Source organism: Paenibacillus sp. 2KB_20 (assembly GCF_052115765.1).
In the GTDB taxonomy this organism is placed as follows: Bacteria; Bacillota; Bacilli; order Paenibacillales; family Paenibacillaceae; genus Paenibacillus_AQ.
On the sequence record NZ_JBFRHH010000022.1, the window covers coordinates 1 to 16949 of the forward strand.

The window sequence follows — 16949 nt, forward strand, 5'->3', positions numbered from 1 at the left end:
TCGTAAGCCTGCTGTTTTTCTCGGTTAGAACGCAACATATTTAACACCCTTCCGAACGGTTTATTTACAAATATTATACAATATTAACGCGGTGTCGTGTTGAATTAAATACACAAAAAATAGCTGTCGAGACTTTCTCGACAGCCTGAGCCTGGTTTTCCAGGCTTTTTTTATTTTGATCTTGCTATTTTTGAGATGCGGGGGTAGAATGTGAGTGATTCAACTTGTACGTACATTTATAATGTGATCTATATTTTTTGTTTATAGGTATGTACAAGATGGCAAGCAAGCATTCATACAGGAGGCGTTATAATTATGAATTTGAAACCGTATTCTTTTTGGTTCGTCACCGGAAGCCAGCACTTGTATGGCCCCGAAACGCTGGAGCAGGTAGCTGAGCATTCCCGCATCGTGGCAACGGAGTTTGATAAAGATCCTGTATTTTCCTATCCCATTGTGTTCAAGCCGATCGTAACGACACCCGATGAAATATACAACCTGATTCTTGAGGCCAACAATGATGAGTCCTGCGCAGGTATCATGACCTGGATGCACACCTTCTCCCCGGCCAAAATGTGGATCGCGGGTCTATCCCAATTGCAGAAGCCGCTTCTTCATTTCCATACCCAATTCAACCGGGATATCCCTTGGGAAACGATTGATATGGATTTTATGAATTTGAACCAATCCGCGCACGGTGATCGCGAGTATGGTCATATTGGTGCCCGTCTCGGCATTGCTCGCAAGGTGGTTGTGGGCCATTGGGAAGACGGGGAGGTTCGAGGCAGCATTGCCGGCTGGATGAGGACCGCTGCGGCCTATGCCGAAAGCCGCAGGCTGAAAGTGGCCCGCTTCGGCGATAATATGCGCCAAGTGGCGGTAACCGAAGGGGATAAAGTAGAAGCCCAAATCAAGCTTGGCTGGTCCGTGAACGGTTATGGCATCGGCGATCTTGTGCAGTCCATGAATGAAGTCGGCGATGAAGAGGTTAAGGCGCTCCTGAACGAATATGCGGAGTTGTATTCCATAACCAAGGAAGGGCTTAGCGACGGTCCCGTGCGCGATTCGATTGCGTATCAAGCCCGGATCGAGATTGCGCTTCGTCGTTTCCTGGAAGAGGGCGGCTTTGGCGCATTCACGACGACCTTTGAGGATCTGCATGGAATGAAGCAGCTTCCGGGACTCGCCGTACAGCGTCTGATGGAGTCGGGTTACGGCTTCGGCGGGGAAGGGGATTGGAAAACAGCTGCCCTGACGCGTGTATTGAAGGTGCTTGCGGGCAATAAAAGCACTTCTTTCATGGAGGACTACACCTATCACTTCGAGCAAGGGAATCATATGATTCTTGGATCGCACATGCTGGAGGTATGTCCGACCATTGCACTGGATAAACCGACGCTGGAAGTTCATCCGCTCGGGATCGGAGGCAAGGGAGATCCCGCGCGACTCGTGTTTAACGGCCAAGACGGCCCGGCGGTCAATGCTTCCCTGATCGATCTGGGTCACCGCTTCAGACTGCTGGTGAATGTCGTGGATGGCGTCAAGGTGGAGCAGCCTATGCCGAAACTGCCGGTGGCCCGTGTGCTGTGGAAACCGCAGCCATCGCTCCGCGAATCTGCGGAAGCGTGGATATTGGCCGGTGGAGCGCATCACACCGTTCTCTCTTATGCCATGACGGCTGAGCATTTGAGCGATTGGGCGGAGATGGTCGGCATTGAAGCGGTCATTATTGATAAGGATACAACGATACCGCGCTTCAAGAACGAGCTCCGCTGGAGTGAAGCCGCATACCGCCTGCGGTAACTGGTTCTGTCAGCATTCCCCTGGCCTGTGTTACAATAGCGAGATAACTTAGGATTGCAGGTGATCCTAACATAATGAGTGCGTGAGGCTAGAGGTGAATGATGAATAATAGACGGATACCCAAATATATTGTATTAAAAAACGAACTTCTCTCCTGGTTTGAATCCGGCCGGCTTCAAGCGGGCAAACAAGTTCCTTCGGAGCATGAAATTGCCGACCAGTTCGGCGTAAGCCGCCAGACGGTCCGCCAAACCTTCGGCGAGCTGGAGAAGGAAGGCTGGCTGGAACGGATTCAGGGCAAAGGGACGTTCGCTAGAAATCCCGAGCGGCGGGAGAGCAAGCAGGTTAAGACGATTGGCATCATAACAACCTATATCTCGGATTATATTTTCCCGCATATCGTTCGGGGAGCGGAGGCGGAGCTGCGCAGCAAGGGATACCGCCTGCTGCTCTCCAGTACCGATAACAACAAGGAGAAAGAGATGGAGAGTCTTCAGCTCATGACCAGTCAGCCGCTTAGCGGGCTGATTATCGAGCCGACCAAGAGTGCGGAGGGCAACCCGAATCTGACGTATTTCCTATCCCTGCAGGAGAAGGGAATCCCGTTTTTGATGATCAATGAGAAGTATCGGGAGTTGGAATGTCCTTGTCTGAAGCTTGATGATGAGCTTGGCGGTTACAAGGCTACACGTCATTTGATCGAGAACGGACATCAGGCGATCGCCGGATTCTTCAAACGGGACGATCTTCAGGGTGTGAACCGGCTGAAAGGCTTCTTACGTGCGCATCGCGAGGCGGGAATTCCCGTTTCGCCGGAGCGGGTGGTTACGTATACAACGGAACAGAAGGGAAGTTTTCCGTATGATCAGGCCGTCCAGTTGCTGAAGCAGCCGGATGAGCTGCGACCGACGGGGTTTGTATGTTATAACGACGAGCTGGCTGTGTCTTTAGCAGAGGCTGCCGGACAATGCAAGCTGCAAATCCCGCAGGATGTGTCCCTGGTCGGGTTCGATGATTCAACGCTAGCCGAAGCTTCCGGCGTGAAACTGACAACGATGACCCACCCGAAGACAGAGATGGGGATTATGGCGGCCAGACAATTAATTAGCATGATTGAGCATCATAGCGTTATAGAGGATACGGTATTTCAACCGGAGCTGGTGGAGAGAGAATCGGTGAAGAAACGATAGAGGATATGGGAGTGAAAGGTCCGAAGTTTCGGACCCTTGTTTGTCAACTTGTACGTACAACTACATTTTTGAAATATAGAGAGGAGCGGTTGTTCATGTTGGAGGATTTAAAGCAGCAGGTGCTGGAGGCGAATCTGGAGCTTCCGATGCACGGACTCGTTACCTTTACATGGGGAAATGTAAGCGGTATCGACCGTGAACGGGGACTGTTTGTCATTAAGCCAAGCGGCGTGCCTTACGAGGATTTAAGAGCGGACGACATGGTCGTGCTGGATTTGAAGGGAAATGTCGTTGAAGGCGATTTGCGACCATCCTCCGATACCCCGACACATCTGGTCCTCTATCAGAACTTTAAAGAGATCGGCGGAATTGTGCATACCCACTCTCCATGGGGAACGAGTTGGGCTCAAGCCGGACGCGCGCTTCCTGCTTACGGAACAACGCACGCCGACTATTTTTATGGGGAAATTCCGGTTACGCGGCCCATGACCCGCGAAGAAATCGAGGGGGCCTACGAGTTGGAGACGGGCAACGTCATTGTTGAGCGATTCGCAGACCTGGATCCGAACATGGTGCCTGGCGTGCTTGTCCATTCGCATGCGCCATTCGTGTGGGGCAAGGATGCGCATAACGCGGTTCATAATGCGGTAGTGTTGGAGGAGTGCGCCAAGATTGCAGCCCGGATGCAGCAGATTAATCCGGAAACCGAACCGATGGATCAGACGCTGCTGGATCGCCATTTTTTACGGAAGCATGGAGTTAATGCCTATTACGGTCAAAAGTAATGCTTGTATTCATCATTCATGATTTCATCTGTAGGAGGAAATGAGATGGGGAATAAATACACCATTGGTGTCGATTACGGAACGCAGTCCGGGCGTGCGGTGTTGGTTAATCTGGCTGACGGGCAGGAAGTAGCGGATCATGTTACGCCTTACCGGCATCATGTCATCGATGAGTTTTTACCGGTTTCAGGGAAGAAGCTGGAGCACGACTGGGCGCTTCAGCATCCGGGCGATTATCTGGAGGTTCTAAAGGTATCCGTGCCTGCCGTCATCCAGCAATCCGGGATTGATCCGGCGGATGTGATTGGCATCGGCATTGATTTTACGGCTTGCACCATGCTGCCCGTTGACGAGCTTGGGGAGCCGCTCTGCTTCCAACCGGAGCTGGCCGACCAGCCGCACAGCTGGGTTAAGCTGTGGAAGCATCATGCCGCCCAGCCGGAAGCGGACAAGATCAACGCGATTGCCGCCGAGCGCGGAGAAGCCTTTTTGCCCCGTTATGGCGGGAAGATTTCTTCCGAATGGATGATTGCAAAGGTCTGGCAAATTCTTGACGAGGCACCGGCGATCTATGAACGTACGGATAGATTCTTGGAAGCTACCGATTGGGTCGTTTCCCAAATGACAGGCCAGATTGTCCGCAACAGCTGTACGGCTGGCTACAAGGCGATATGGCATAAGCAAGACGGATATCCAAGCAAGGAATATTTTAAGGCGCTGGATCCCCGGTTGGAGGATCTGGCCGATACGAAGCTGCGCGGAGAGGTCCGCCCCCTTGGGAGCAGCGCAGGCGGTCTGACTGAGAAGATGGCGGTGATGATGGGCTTAACTCCAGGGATTGCCGTGGCCGTCGGTAACGTTGATGCTCATGCCGCGGTGCCTGCGGTCGGTGTTGTCACACCGGGCAAGCTGGTGATGGCGATGGGCACATCGATCTGCCACATGCTGCTCGGTACCGAAGAGAAGCAGGTTGAAGGCATGTGCGGTGTCGTCGAGGACGGCATCATTCCCGGATTATACGGTTATGAAGCCGGGCAATCGGCAGTAGGCGATATTTTTGAATGGTACGTCGAGGAAGCGCTTCCTGCGTATGTAAAAGAAGCTGCGTCCGAGGAAGGGATCGGCGTGCACCAATGGCTTGAGCGGGAAGCGGCTGCACACAAGCCGGGTCAAACCGGTCTGCTTGCACTGGATTGGTGGAACGGCAATCGTTCCGTGCTGGTGGATACGGATCTGACCGGGCTGATGTTAGGGATGACGCTGTTGACAAAGCCGCAGGAAATCTACCGCACCTTGCTTGAGGCGACCGCATTCGGCACGCGCAAAATCGTGGACGCTTTTCATGAGAACGGTGTCGCCGTGGATGTCCTGTATGCATGCGGCGGACTGCCGCAAAAGAACCGTCTCTTGATGCAGATTTATGCGGATGTCACCAATCGCGAAATCATGGTGGCTGATTCCAAACAGACGCCGGCGCTTGGCGCCGCTATGTTTGCCGCAGTCGCAGCGGGTCAGGCGCAAGGCGGGTATGATTCGATTATCGATGCCGCCAAGAAGATGGCACGGGTGAAGGAAGAGACCTTCAAACCGATTCCGGAGCATGTGGAAGTGTATGAACAGCTGTATCAGGAGTACAGCAAGCTGCATGACTATTTCGGCCGGGGCGAAAACAACGTGATGAAGCGGCTGAAGCGGATTAAGCAAACGGCTGAGTAGGCCCTGGCTGACCAGAAGCTTGTATAGACACGACAGGATGGGATGAAGGAGAGGAACGAACGTGACGGATTACTTGAACGATGCAAAAGGTTTAATGAACCGGATTAGGGAGCTACAGCCCGCGTTCCGCGGACTAGAAACCATGGTGCTTGAGCCCGGCGCTATGCATGACGTGCCTTCGTATCTTAAACGGCAGGACCTTGGTTCACCGATCGTTGTCGCAGATGCGAATACGTATGAAGCAGCGGGGAAAAAGCTGGTGGAGAGCTTGGAAGCAGCTGGCCAAAAGACTCGGCTGTGTCTGATTGAGCCGGATGAGCAAGGCGACGTTGTGGCGGATGAACGCTCCTTGATGCAGCTGTTTATCGAAGTGGAGCCTGAAGGGACAGGATGCCTGATCGCTGTGGGATCCGGGACCATTCATGACATTACGCGCTTTGTGAGTCATCGGAGCGGCAAGCCGTTCATCTCGGTACCTACGGCACCTTCGGTTGACGGCTTTACTTCGGCGGGCGCGCCGATCGTGGTCCGGGGAGTCAAACAAACCTTTGCGGCCACGGCTCCGATCGCGATATTCGCCGATCCGGACATTCTAGTGAAGGCACCGCAGCCGCTGGTAGCGGCAGGTTTTGGTGATATGCTCGGCAAATACACATCGCTGTTGGATTGGAAATTCTCTTCGACCACGGCCGGTGAGCCCTATGATGATCAAGTGGCAGCCATTACGGAGAGGGCGCTTCAAGCTTGCATTCAGCATGTGGAAGCGATCGGCCAGCGCACGGACGAAGGCATCCGCATTCTGATGACGGCTTTGATCGAGTCGGGGATCGCGATGCTGCTGTTCGGTCAGTCCCACCCTGCCTCCGGGGCGGAACATCATCTCTCGCATTACTGGGAGATGGAGTACTTGGGCCGCGGCAACCGGGCCCTGCTGCATGGTGCCAAAGTGGGGGTGGCCTGCAGCGAAATATCGAGCCTATATCACGACGCGGCCGATAAGGGAGTGTACCCTAATGCCAAGCCTACGCATTGGGAGACATATGGAGAGCAGGTTCGGGAGTGGCTGCGCAAGGTCCCTTCGAAGGAGAAAATTGCCGATCTGCTGCGGCAAGCCGGAGGTCCTTCCACACTGCAGGAGCTTGGCATCGATGACGAGCTGTTCCGGGAGAGCCTGCGGGAGGCGCACAATCTGCGCGACCGGCATACCATTTTGAGGGCGCTGAACGAGGAAAAGGTTGAGGTAAGGTCATAAGGAGAGTTATTTTAAGCGGATTGCAAGATGCGAACTAAAGATTGCACAGTGATCGATTCTGGTTTTGCTATTCGCATCTTTATAGTAGAGATTATGTTTTGTCAAAGAAGAAAGGGACTTTCGATGATGGAAAGTCCCTTTTTTGTGTTTTGAAATTCAGTATATTATTTTGGACGCGCGGAGCAGATCGCCGGAGCAGGCTTCGGTGATTTTTTAGTTCATATGCTTAAAAAGATGGATTCAGAACACTTGGAAAATAATAAACATAATTTACGGATATATAGAAAATTATTTTCTTGTAAGCATTTACATTTAACTTTTTGTTTGATAGGCTATGGATAAAGCAGCAAATCATACATCACTAAATCAGAAGGAGCGAGGATGATATGGGAAACAGGCTGAAGTATGATGTGGTGGTCATGGGCGGCGGCATATCGGGAGCAATGGCAGCCGTTGCGGCATCGAGTTTAGGGGTGAAGACGCTGATCGTAGAGTCCCATGGGTTTCTTGGCGGGACACTTACTGCGAATGGGGTAGGGCCGATGATGACATTCCATGCGGGAGAGAAGCTTGCCATTCAAGGGTTTACAGATCAGCTGATTGAACGGCTGAAGAAGCAGGGCAAGTCGCCGGGGCATATTTTCGATACGGTTGGCTTTACGTATTCGGTTACCCCGTTCGATGCCGAAGCGATGAAGCATGAGCTGGAGCTGATGGTCACCGAGAACGGAGGGGAGATTCTGTATCATACGATGCTGGCTGGCGTGAAGACCGAGGACGGGCGAATCGTCGGCATTACGGTATGCAACAAGTCCGGTCTAAGCGACATCGAGGCCTCCGTGTTCATCGACGGGACGGGAGACGGTGATTTGTCCGTCGGGGCGGGAGCCGAGTTCACTAAGGGCAGGGAATCCGACGGGGCCATGCAGCCCATGACGTTGAAGATGAAGATGTACAACGTCGATATTCCGAAGGTAAAACAGTATATTCACGCCCACCCGGAAGACTTTCCACTGTATCAGGGCGACACGTCCATCATCGAGAAGGCGCCTCGCTTGTCGGTAGGCGGGTTCGACAGTCTGTTTAAACTGGCGAAGGAGAGGGGCGAGATCTCGATTCCGCGAGAGAATGTGCTATTCTTCGAGACCAACAACCCGGGCGAGGTCATACTGAATACAACCCGGATCCTCGGTCATGATCCGACGGATGCGTTCAGTCTGAGCAAGGCGGAGATGGAAGGGCGGAAGCAGTGCCGCGAGTTAGAGCTGTTCATGCGTAAGTATATTCCGGGCTTTGAGCATGCGGTCGTGGAATCGACCGGCCCGAATATTGGCATTCGGGGATCCCGCCAGATTAAGGGCGTGTACACGCTGACGGCCGATGATTTACTGGAACAGCGGCTGTTCGAAGATACGATCGCGCATTCTGGCTACCCGATCGATATCCATAGTCCGGACGGCGAAGGTACGAAGCATCAGAAGCTGGAATGGGGCGGTATGTACAGCATTCCTTACTCCTGTATGGTCACGGATTCTGTGCAGAACCTGATCGTCATCGGCCGATGCATTTCGGCCACCTTCGAAGCGCAGGCAGCGATGCGGACGACACCGACGACGGGGGCGATCGGCCATGCCGGCGGGGTAGCATCCGCGTTGGCCGCGAAGAAAGGCATTCGCGTCCGGGATGTGGATATCAAGGAAGTGCAGTCCGTGCTGAAAGCACAGGGCGCTTATTTAGAAATATAGATGAAGATAAGCCTATTGAGAACTTGATTCGAGAGGAGAATTAACGTGACATCTTTCATGTGGGTTCAAGCCATCGGCATTTTACTAGTTTTTCTTGTGTTTGTCGGGTTAATGATGACCCGGAAGCTTCCGACCATTCTGGCACTGCCCTTGATGGCGATTCTGTTTGCCGTCATTGCCGGCGTGCCGTGGATGTCGAACGATCCCGAGACGACCACGATTGCCAAGACGATTCTGTCATCCGGCTCGATGAGGTTATCGGGCGCCATCGCGGGATTAGTGTTCGGGGCCTGGTTCGGACAAATTTTGAATAAAGTCGGCATTACCAAGTCGATTATTCGAAAAGCGGCCGAACTCGCTGGCGACAAGCCGATGCTGATTGCGGTTCTGTTTTTCGCAACCGCATCCATTATTTTCTCGGCGGCCGGTGGACTGGGCATGGTCATCCTGGTCGGTACGATCGTCATTCCGATTATGCTGACGGCGGGCATCTCCCAGTTTGTCGCATCGATTGTCGTTATTTCCGCCGTTGGCGTCGGCGCGCTGTTCAACGTCTCCAACTGGGCCGTTTATGTCGATGTGCTGGGCCTCTCGGTTCAGACGATTGCGGATTATACGCTGGTCGCCGCGCTGCCGCTCATTCTTGTGTCGCTCGGGATGATTATTTTCTACATCCGGCGGGACGGCAAAGGCCGCAAAGCGTGGGCGATGCCGACACCTTCCGGCGGAGAAGGCAAAAAGGTGCCTGCCTTTGCCCTCATTAGCCCGCTAGTTCCGGTCATTCTCGTCTTTGCATTCAAGCTCGACATTGTCCCGGCGGTGGTCATCGGCGCATTGGTTACGATACTGCTGACCTGGCCGAAGCGGCCGATTCATGTCCTGTCCAGTGCGCTGGTGGAAGGGATTCAGGACGTTGCCGGTGCGATGGCGCTCATGATCGGCATCGGCATTTTGTTGAATTCCGTTATGGCGCCACAGGTGTCGGCACTGATCAGCCCGTTGATTGAAGCTGTACTGCCGACCAACCCGTTGATGTACATTCTGTTCTTCACGTTGCTATCTCCGCTCGCCATCTATCGTGGTCCGCTGAACGTATGGGGACTCGGCAGCGGCATTGCTGCTCTGTTCGTCACGGCGGGTATGACCCCGGTCGCGGCGATGCTGGCGCTGCGCGTCGTCAGCAATGTGCAGGCCGTATCCGACCCGACCAACTCGCATAATGTGTGGGTCGCGGATTTTACGAAGAGCGACATTAACGATATTTTGAAAAAGACACTTCCTTGGATGATGGTTGCGGTGCTGATTTCGATGGTGTTGGGTTCATTCATGGTCTTTTAGAAGCAGATAGAATCCGGGCGGAGACTTGCGAGTGTCTGCCCGTTGTTGCAGGAGGAGAACGATGGAGAGAAGAAAAGTAAGGGTCGGGATTGATGTCGGAGGCACCTTCACGGATGCGGCCGTCATTGACAATGAGACGTACGAGGTTATTGGGAAGATGAAAATTCCGACGACACATCATGACGAAGATGGCGTGGCGAAAGGGATTGTACAAATATTGAAGCGGATTTTGGAGAGCGAGGGCATTGCTCCGGACGATGTGACCTTTATCGCCCACGGGACGACGCAAGCGACGAACGCCTTGCTGGAGGGGGATGTGGCCCGTGTCGGCATTATCGGCATGGGTTCCGGACTTGACGGCATGAGCGCACGCTCGGAGTCGAATCCCGGGGACATTGAGCTGGCGCCGGGCAAATATTTGAAGACGTACCACACGTACCTTGATTCCAAAAATTTGCGGGATGAGGATATCGAAGCGGCGATTGACGAACTAGCGCGGCAGGGGGCGGAAGTGATCGTCGCTTCCGAGGCGTACAGCGTTGATGATCCGGCCAATGAGCTTCGTGTCGTTGAGATAGCGAGCCGCAAAGGCATGTATGCTACCGGCGGGCATGAAATTTCCCAGTTGTATGGACTCAAGACACGGACAAGAACGGCGGTCGTGAATGCATCTCTCATTCCGAAAATGATGGAAACGGCGAACATGACGGAGAAATCCGTCAAACATGCGAATATTCAATCCCAGCTCATGATTATGCGCTGCGACGGCGGCGTTATGAGTATCGACGAGGTGCGCAAACGTCCGATATTGACGATGCTGTCGGGACTTGCCGCCGGTGTTGCCGGTGTGCTGATGTATGAAAAGGTGTCGGATGGCATTTTTTTCGAGGTCGGCGGCACAAGCGTCGATATTTCCGTCATCAAAAACGGGAAGGTCATGATCAAGAATGCCCAAGTCGGCGGCCACCGGACTTATTTGCAGTCCTTGGATGTCCGGACGCTTGGCATTGCCGGCGGAAGCATGATTAAGGTGGCGAACGGGAACATCATCGATGTCGGCCCGCGAAGCGCACATATTGCGGGCAAGGAATACGAGGCGTTCGCCGGGGCGGAGCAGATCGTTAATCCGAAGGTCAAGTTCGTCAGCCCGCGGGAAGGGGATCCGGCCGAATATATTATTTTGGAGAGTGAGACCGGCAAGGAATTCTCCTATACACTGGCCGGCGCGGCCAACATTCTCGGCTATATTCCGGAGGGCGATTACGCGCGAGGGAACAAGGAAGCGGCCGTGCGGGCATGGGAAGCCCTTGCCGACCATGTAGGCCTGAGCATCGAGGAGGCCGCCAGACAGGTTATGAATATCGCGATTGATAAGACGATGAAGACCGTCAATGAGATGATCGAAGACTATGAGCTGGATCGCTCGTTTGTGACGTTGGTCGGCGGCGGAGGCAGCGGGGCCGTGCTCGTTCCGGCGATGGCGGAGCGGGAGCAGTTCCGCTTCCAGATCGCGAATAACGCGCCTTATGTATCGACCATAGGCGTCGCCCTTGCGATGGTGAAGGAGCAGTTGGAGAGAACCGTCGTGAATCCGACGGAAGAGGATATCAAGCGCATTCGGTCCGAGATCGTCGAGCGCATCGTCAAATCCGGCGCCAGTGAGGATACGGTCGAGGTAACGATCGAGATTGATAGCCAGAAAAATATTTTGCGGGCAGTCGCTACCGGCTCGACAGAGCTTCGCTCCAAAGATCTGGGTCAGCAAGCGCTGTCTGTCGAGGAGATGGCCGCCATAGCCGCTAGCTCAGTCGATCAACCGGCGGCCAGCATGATGCTGGCGTCCCAGTGCGGCCGATGGAGCCTATTCGCCTGCGAGGAGACGAAGAAATCATTTTTCGGACTGATCAAGAAGAAAACGACCTATGTGAGCGTGCTCGATCGGGAAGGCGTCGTTCGGTTCAAGAAGGGGAACGTCCACTTCACGAAGCTGACCAAGGCTCAGTTCGGGGACCGATTACAAGATTTTTTGGATGACAATACGATCTACTCCGATGCAAACGCGACGATCCCGAAGGTATTTGTCTTTTATCGGGAGAAGATGCTCGATTTGACCGGAATGCAGACGAAGGAGCAGTTGATGTCGATTCTCGAGATCGAGACGGAGATGCTGACACAGGAAGAAGAATTGATCGTCGTTGTTTATCAATAAGGAGGGAAAGGTATGCCGGAGCCGGACGAGGTTATTCACCGATTGATGGAAGAGGAAGGGGCTGATGAGTTACTGGCGTGCGCGGAGCTGGAGCAGGACCCCCTTTTCCACAAAATACCGAAGGATCGAATGGCATACTATGTAAGCATGTCACTTAAACGGGGCAGAGAGACGGCGGCTGCCTACAAGAATAAGGGCAAGTCCATCCGGGAGCTGTGTCAGTTGGAAGGCTTACAGTATCAAGTGACGAATCGGTCCGGCACTTTCCACAACGTCAGCTTCCGTGCGCAGATTGATTTCGCGAAGAGCCCGCCGGCGATTATCATCTATGCCTCGTCGCTCCGCGATATGCGGCAGGCGTACCGGATGGTGATGGGGAATGGATGCGAGGTGCGGGAACAGGAGCTGGAGCGGCTGATCGACCTTCATTTAGCACATGAGTTTTTTCATTATACGGAATACCGGGCGGGGCAGTTCACGAATGAGACGCTGGAGCCGATTGATATGTTCAAGCTGGGAAGCTGGTATACGAAGAGGTCAAGCATTGTGAAATGCAGTGAAATCGCGGCGCATGCATTCTGCAAAACGATACTGGGCCTGCCCTGCTTGCCGAATGTGCTCGATTACGCGTTTCTTGTAGAGACGAGGGCGATGGATGCAGGTGAGCTTAGCCGGCGGGTGGAATATTGGAAGATGATGTTGGCCTGATTTTATCATTACTTCCCTTGATATGATATAATGGGGTGTACTGGCGAAGTTACCGGATTCGCATTTTTCCCATTGGCAGTCAGGAGGAGGTACCATGTCTTCACAGGTTCCGGCGGTTATCGCAAAAATTGTATCGCAAACTCAAAAACTAACATACGGTGAAAATCAGATCGCCAATTTTGTTATACACAATCCGGAATTCATCACCCGTAACACCATTACGGCTATCGCGAATGAAATCGGTGTGTCCGAGACAAGCATCAACCGTTTTTGCAAAAAGGTGGGCTTCAAAGGATTCAACGATTTTAAAATCGCGTTCGCCCAGGATGCGTTTTACCGGGATATGCAGGCCAAGAAGAAAGAGAGACGCGAGATTAACGTCATTGATGCGCTGGCTCTCGACTATAACGAACTGATCGTTAACACTTCGGCGCTCATTACGGAAGATCAGCTTCATCAAGTGGTCAAGCTGCTGAAGGGCGCGCGCCGAATCCTCCTCATCGGCTTGTTCGATTCGTTCCTCGCGGCCATGGCATTGAAGAACCGGCTCGCGATTATCGGCGTTCATGCTGATGCAATCAATGACAGCAGGGAGATGAAAATCGCGGCCTCCCAATGCGGTCCTGAGGATGTCGTAATTGCCTTCTCGCGTTCAGGTTCGACCCGGGAGATTATCGATGCCGTCAACATCGCGCAGGTCAATCAGGTCAAGACCGTGGCAGTCACCTGTTATGACTCATCAGCGATTACAGAAAATGCGGTGGTCGATATTATTGCGCCAGATAAAATCTCGGTCAATAACAGCGCTTTTATGTCCAACCATATCACGTTTCTGTTTGTCGTCGATCTCATTATGAGCGTTTTCATTTCATCGGATAAGCAGTATTTGAAGAAAAAGCTGGACAGCGAAGGAATATTGGCAAGCGATCAATCGATAACGAATTATTTTCTGTGATTGTAGAAACAAAACGCTCTTGTCGCGCAAATGCGCGGCGGGGCGTTTTTTAATGCTGCTTATGACTTGTTGTTTTGGTGGTAGTGGGAAAGGAGGAGCGCGAGCAGATATTCGATATTCTTATCGTTCAAGCCCGCGCCTGCTTTCAGCATGTCCGCACAAACAGCAGGAGCAGGGACACCCTGCTCCTGCTGTTTTCCATACTTTAGTGGATAAACGTATCAAACCAATGCAGATGTTAACTCACTATAGCTATTCTTGTTCACCCTTCATTCGACTCTCTAACCTTCCTTCACATCATACAGTACGCGAGCCAACAGGTCCTGGCTATAGTTGCCGAAATGCTTGCCGTAAATGGTTAAGCCGCGTTTATTAACAGATTGTTCGTTAACGGCGATCCTGAAGGTGAGCTCGCTCTTGTAATCAAGCTGAATTTGGTCCAGACCGACATCCGAGATGCGGCATCCATCGATAAAGCTGCCTTCCTTATTAATTCGGATTAGCTTCAGCATGCCGTATTGGTTCAAATGAGGCGGCCACCATTCGGGGTTGAAAGTACCGCGTTTGTCCCCGAAATCCCCCGGACTTGTCCAGCTGCCAATCTCGATCCCGTTTACGTAAAAGAAAATGTCCGATGGATAATTGTCGCAATATCCCGGCGCCTCGGAGCCAAGCTCTAACGAAAATTGAATCTCGCGGAACGATTGATTGGACTTCAAATAATTCGGGATCCGGTATTCCAGGAATCCTTCGGTAAGCCAGATGATCTCCGAGTTGATCCGCTCCGGATCGGCGAAATAGCGCGGATCGTCAAAATCTCCGATGATGCTGTCCTTGGTGGCAAGCCCGCAGGTCGGGGTTGCCTGGTAATCGCTGTAATGGCCAACCTGAATTTCCACCTCGTATAAGTTATCCATATCCTTGCTGCGAAGATCAACCATCAGGGTGTCTTTATTCAGGTAACAGATCTTCTGAATGCCGTGTTTACCGCCCGTGGTATTAATTTCGATCAGGCCACTATCTTCCAATTTCTTGATATGCATGGTAATAGCGCCATTGCTGAGGTTCAGCCTGTTCGCGAGATCGTTTAAGTTTAGACTTTGGTTCTTGGCCAGCAGCTCCAGAATTTGAATGCGAATTTCCGAGCTGAGTGCTTTAAAGATATCAAGCCCGCTCATTAAGTCTTTAATGTAGATCATCTTATCTCAAACCTTCTTCCGATTAAAGGATTTATATAACGATGGTAATAGGTACAGAGGGGTAAAGAGGTTTATTTTAAACAATTATAAATCAATATGTGCGTTAAATAAAGATGTGATCTAATTCTTCAAAAATTTCATTTGAAAACCAAGAATTCCAATACTCAAAATCACTTTATTTCAAATTATTATAAAAATAATAATTAGGAATACAAGGAAAATCAGTGTTTTACACCGCAATTTAGCTGATTTTTAGATAATCAATCAATTCATTTCAAATATATATAAATCAATTTATGTTTTTGTATTTACAGCGAACCTCTCATATGATATTTTATATTTGAAAACGAATTCATTCAGTATTATTTGAAATGATTCATAATTACATCAACGGAAGGTGAAGGACTTGGCAGCTGAGAAATTGAAAGCACGAATGATCGTGGATAAGTCGTTTCGGATCGCGCAAGTTGATAACCGCATATATGGTTCGTTCATTGAACATCTTGGCCGCGCTGTATATGGCGGCATTTACGAACCCGGCCATGAAACTGCGGATGCAGGTGGTTTTCGTAACGACGTGAAGGATTTGATCAAGGAACTGGATGTCCCGATTATAAGATATCCCGGCGGAAATTTTGTGTCAGGTTATGACTGGGAAGATGGCGTAGGTCCTGTAGCCGAACGGCCGAAACGGCTGGAGCTGGCGTGGAGAACGCTGGAGCCGAACGATGTCGGCACGAATGAGTTTATTTCCTGGGCCAAGGAAGTGGGCTCGGACGTTATGATGGCCGTGAACCTGGGTACTCGGGGGATCGACGCTGCCAGAAATCTGCTGGAATACACCAACCATCCCGGAGGCACATACTGGAGCGATCTAAGACGCAGTCATGGTTATGAACAGCCGCACAAGATCAAAACCTGGTGCCTTGGCAACGAGATGGATGGGCCTTGGCAGATCGGACACAAGACCTCGACAGAATACGGCCGACTTGCACTGGAAACGGCAAAAGCCATGCGGCTCGTCGATCCGACCATTGAACTGGTTTCATGCGGAAGCTCGAGCACCGGGATGCCGACATTCCCTGAATGGGAAGCCGTAACGCTGGATCATACGTACGAGGCGGTTGATTACATATCGCTGCATCAATATTACGGTAACCGTGATAACGATACCGCCAACTATCTGGCACTTTCCCTGGATATGGATCACTTTATTCATACGGTCAAATCCACCTGCGATTACATCAAGGCCAAGAAACGCAGCAAAAAGACGATGTATCTCAGCTTCGACGAGTGGAATGTCTGGTACCATTCCAATGACGCTGACAGGCAGATTGATCCATGGAGCATCGCTCCGCCGCAGCTGGAGGATGTGTATAATTTCGAGGATGCGATTCTTGTCGGCAGTATGCTGATCACCTTCCTGCGCCACGCAGACCGGGTGAAGATGGCTTGTCTGGCACAGCTCGTCAACGTAATCGCGCCGATTATGACCGAGAACGGCGGCCGTTCTTGGAAGCAGACCATCTTTTATCCGTATCTTCACGCTTCGAAATTTGGCCGGGGCGTATCGCTGCTACCTATCGTCGAATCACCGAAGTATGATTCCAAGGATTTTACCGATGTTCCGTATCTTGATAGTGCGGTCGTTCATAATGAAGAGGATGAAGAAATTACGATTTTTGCCGTGAACCGTCATCTGGAGGAAGCATTGGAGCTGGAATGTGATGTGCGCAGCTTTGAAGGCTATCGGTTGCTGGAGCATATCGTGATGGAGCATGAGGATCTGAAAGCGGTGAATACCGCATCTGAGGAAAGAGTCAAACCACATCAACAGGGTGGAGCTAAACTCGATAACGGTATGGTTACCGCAAGGCTTGCCAAGGCATCATGGAACGTTATTCGCTTGAAAAAAGCTTAAGGAAAAGCAGCGGGCAGTTCTCACCAGGGGCTGCCCCATCTCCCAAACAGTCATATCAAATTACACACACTATGAAAGCGCTTTATTTCTGAATGGTAGCAGAAGTACCGATTTTTAAGTGTAGGTTT

General features: G+C 51.8%; 12 protein-coding genes. 11 read left to right on the forward strand and 1 reads right to left on the reverse strand.

Annotation, left to right across the window (positions count from 1 at the left end):
• Positions 1-315: 315 nt before the first annotated feature.
• The 10 genes from araA to AB4124_RS32085 all read left to right on the forward strand — a co-directional run bounded on the left by araA (position 316) and on the right by AB4124_RS32085 (position 13701).
• On the forward strand, positions 316-1803 hold the full coding sequence (gene araA / locus AB4124_RS32040) for an L-arabinose isomerase (RefSeq protein ID WP_441975284.1): 1488 nt from the start codon (positions 316-318) through the stop codon (positions 1801-1803).
• Positions 1804-1904: 101 nt separating this feature from the next.
• Positions 1905-2993 carry a GntR family transcriptional regulator gene (locus tag AB4124_RS32045; protein WP_202618899.1) on the forward strand — a complete coding sequence of 363 codons (1089 nt, stop codon included), beginning with the start codon at positions 1905-1907 and terminating at the stop codon, positions 2991-2993.
• Positions 2994-3088: 95 nt separating this feature from the next.
• A complete protein-coding gene (gene araD, locus AB4124_RS32050) occupies positions 3089-3778 on the forward strand; it encodes an L-ribulose-5-phosphate 4-epimerase (RefSeq protein WP_098742626.1) in 690 nt (229 codons plus the stop codon).
• Positions 3779-3823: 45 nt separating this feature from the next.
• A complete protein-coding gene (locus AB4124_RS32055; RefSeq protein ID WP_441975285.1) occupies positions 3824-5494 on the forward strand; it encodes a ribulokinase in 1671 nt (556 codons plus the stop codon).
• A gap of 61 nt (positions 5495-5555) precedes the next feature.
• Entirely contained in the window at positions 5556-6746 is a 1191-nt protein-coding gene (locus AB4124_RS32060) for a sn-glycerol-1-phosphate dehydrogenase (protein ID WP_441975286.1), read from the forward strand.
• Positions 6747-7132: 386 nt separating this feature from the next.
• Complete coding sequence (locus AB4124_RS32065; protein ID WP_441975287.1) at positions 7133-8491, forward strand: FAD-dependent oxidoreductase; 1359 nt, start codon at positions 7133-7135, stop codon at positions 8489-8491.
• 45 nt (positions 8492-8536) lie between these two features.
• Positions 8537-9829 carry a citrate transporter gene (locus AB4124_RS32070; RefSeq protein WP_441975288.1) on the forward strand — a complete coding sequence of 431 codons (1293 nt, stop codon included), beginning with the start codon at positions 8537-8539 and terminating at the stop codon, positions 9827-9829.
• A gap of 61 nt (positions 9830-9890) precedes the next feature.
• Positions 9891-12038: a hydantoinase/oxoprolinase family protein gene (locus AB4124_RS32075; protein WP_441975289.1), complete on the forward strand. Its 2148-nt coding sequence runs from the start codon at positions 9891-9893 to the stop codon at positions 12036-12038.
• 12 nt (positions 12039-12050) lie between these two features.
• Entirely contained in the window at positions 12051-12746 is a 696-nt protein-coding gene (locus tag AB4124_RS32080; protein WP_441975290.1) for a hypothetical protein, read from the forward strand.
• A 94-nt stretch (positions 12747-12840) separates the two neighbouring features.
• Positions 12841-13701 (forward strand): MurR/RpiR family transcriptional regulator, encoded by an 861-nt coding sequence (locus AB4124_RS32085; RefSeq protein ID WP_430181915.1) that lies wholly within the window; start codon positions 12841-12843, stop codon positions 13699-13701.
• Between the two features lie 281 nt (positions 13702-13982).
• Here AB4124_RS32085 and AB4124_RS32090 read toward each other — a convergent pair whose 3' ends face one another.
• Positions 13983-14900, reverse strand: a complete 918-nt coding sequence (locus tag AB4124_RS32090; protein WP_215162168.1) for an ArsR/SmtB family transcription factor — start codon at positions 14898-14900, stop codon at positions 13983-13985.
• Positions 14901-15333: 433 nt separating this feature from the next.
• Here AB4124_RS32090 and arfA point away from each other — a divergent pair, with 433 nt between their 5' ends.
• Positions 15334-16821 carry an arabinosylfuranosidase ArfA gene (arfA, locus tag AB4124_RS32095; protein ID WP_441975311.1) on the forward strand — a complete coding sequence of 496 codons (1488 nt, stop codon included), beginning with the start codon at positions 15334-15336 and terminating at the stop codon, positions 16819-16821.
• Positions 16822-16949 lie beyond the last annotated feature (128 nt).

Excerpts from the sequence above, each read along its gene's own strand:
- araA (WP_441975284.1), top strand. The coding sequence starts at position 316 with ATGAATTTGAAACCGTATTCTTTTTGGTTCGTCACCGGAAGCCAGCAC.
- AB4124_RS32045 (WP_202618899.1), top strand. The coding sequence starts at position 1,905 with ATGAATAATAGACGGATACCCAAATATATTGTATTAAAAAACGAACTT.
- araD (WP_098742626.1), top strand. The coding sequence starts at position 3,089 with ATGTTGGAGGATTTAAAGCAGCAGGTGCTGGAGGCGAATCTGGAGCTT.
- AB4124_RS32055 (WP_441975285.1), top strand. The coding sequence starts at position 3,824 with ATGGGGAATAAATACACCATTGGTGTCGATTACGGAACGCAGTCCGGG.
- AB4124_RS32065 (WP_441975287.1), top strand. The coding sequence starts at position 7,133 with ATGGGAAACAGGCTGAAGTATGATGTGGTGGTCATGGGCGGCGGCATA.
- AB4124_RS32075 (WP_441975289.1), top strand. The coding sequence starts at position 9,891 with ATGGAGAGAAGAAAAGTAAGGGTCGGGATTGATGTCGGAGGCACCTTC.
- AB4124_RS32080 (WP_441975290.1), top strand. The coding sequence starts at position 12,051 with ATGCCGGAGCCGGACGAGGTTATTCACCGATTGATGGAAGAGGAAGGG.
- AB4124_RS32085 (WP_430181915.1), top strand. The coding sequence starts at position 12,841 with ATGTCTTCACAGGTTCCGGCGGTTATCGCAAAAATTGTATCGCAAACT.
- AB4124_RS32090 (WP_215162168.1), bottom strand. The coding sequence starts at position 14,900 with ATGATCTACATTAAAGACTTAATGAGCGGGCTTGATATCTTTAAAGCA.
- arfA (WP_441975311.1), top strand. The coding sequence starts at position 15,334 with ATGATCGTGGATAAGTCGTTTCGGATCGCGCAAGTTGATAACCGCATA.